This window comes from Peribacillus sp. CSMR9 (assembly GCF_033141925.1).
Taxonomy (GTDB): domain Bacteria; phylum Bacillota; class Bacilli; order Bacillales; family DSM-1321; genus Peribacillus; species Peribacillus simplex_A.
This window is the reverse complement of record NZ_JAOPHO010000195.1, coordinates 1-1,164: the sequence shown is the minus strand read 5'-3', so window position 1 is coordinate 1,164 and position 1,164 is coordinate 1. Positions and strand designations below refer to the sequence as shown.

Below are 1,164 nucleotides of genomic sequence, written 5' to 3'. Positions count from 1 at the left end.
ATATCCTATTCCGACACTTTATATTTTACCAGTCAATCACCTGCTACTCCTTTTCCTTTTCCATTTCATTCGATTCCGATAAATCCAGGTCCTAACACACCGACAATCGTAATGGTGAGGACAATATCAGGAATAGCTAACGTACTATCAATCATTCGCATAAAAATATGATCCGTTTTACCGCGTACATATCCTGTTACTAGCCCAATTGGGATACTAATCATTAAAGTAAACAACATAATGAGAAAAGCACCTGTCACACTTATTCTAATTCCATAAATAATTCGGGATAAAATGCACCGACCTAAATGATCGGTGCCAAATGGATACATCCAACTTGGAGAAGATAGTCTATTAGCTAGATTAACAGCTAAAGGATCGTGAGGAGAAATCCAGGGGGCAAAGATTCCCACGAAAAAGATCAGCATAAGTAATCCGATCCCTACTATTAAGTTTATATCTAATCGATACAGCACCTTCTGCATGAAATAATCTTCCTCCTAACGAACTCTTAACCGCGGATCTACTAGAACATAAATGAAATCTACAATCGTATGAATAGCAACAAATAGAACGGACGTGAAAATAACATAACCTTGAATGACTGGATAATCGCGCATATTTATCGACATAATATATCGACCCAAACCTGGCCAAGAGAAAATGGATTCTACAATAATACTTCCACCTAACATATACGCAAAACTTGTCCCAATCATCGTCACAATGGGTAATAAAGCATGCTTAAACACTTGAAAAACTAATATTCGCCTCTTTGACATCCCTCTTGCTCTAGCAGCTTTGACAAAATTCTGATTCAACATATCCAACATATTTGTACGTAAAACTCGAGCATAAACTGCTCCCACCCCTAACCCCAGTGTTAGTGCGGGTAAAACAAGATGTTGCCAAGTACTACGCCCCATAGAAGGAAGCAAGCCATATTGAACAGAAAATAAATAAATGAATAAAAATCCAAGCCAAAAAGAAGGAATGGCGGACCCTAAAAGAGCCATAAGTCTGCCGATTCTATCTAATAATCCATCTGAATAGATTGCTGTTGAAATTCCCAAAATAAAAGTAATGGCTAGCATAAATAATAATCTTGCACCTGCTAGTTATAAAGTAGCCTGAAATCTCTCAATTAATTCATCTACTACCGGC

At 37.4% G+C, this 1,164-nt stretch carries 2 protein-coding genes; both read right to left on the bottom strand.

Annotation, left to right across the window (positions count from 1 at the left end):
- Positions 1-65: 65 nt before the first annotated feature.
- Positions 66-485, bottom strand: coding sequence for an ABC transporter permease (locus tag N9I19_RS24840; RefSeq protein ID WP_317779346.1), 420 nt, complete (start codon positions 483-485; stop codon positions 66-68).
- Positions 486-500: 15 nt separating this feature from the next.
- A complete protein-coding gene (locus tag N9I19_RS24835) occupies positions 501-1,094 on the bottom strand; it encodes an ABC transporter permease (protein WP_317779345.1) in 594 nt (197 codons plus the stop codon).
- Positions 1,095-1,164 lie beyond the last annotated feature (70 nt).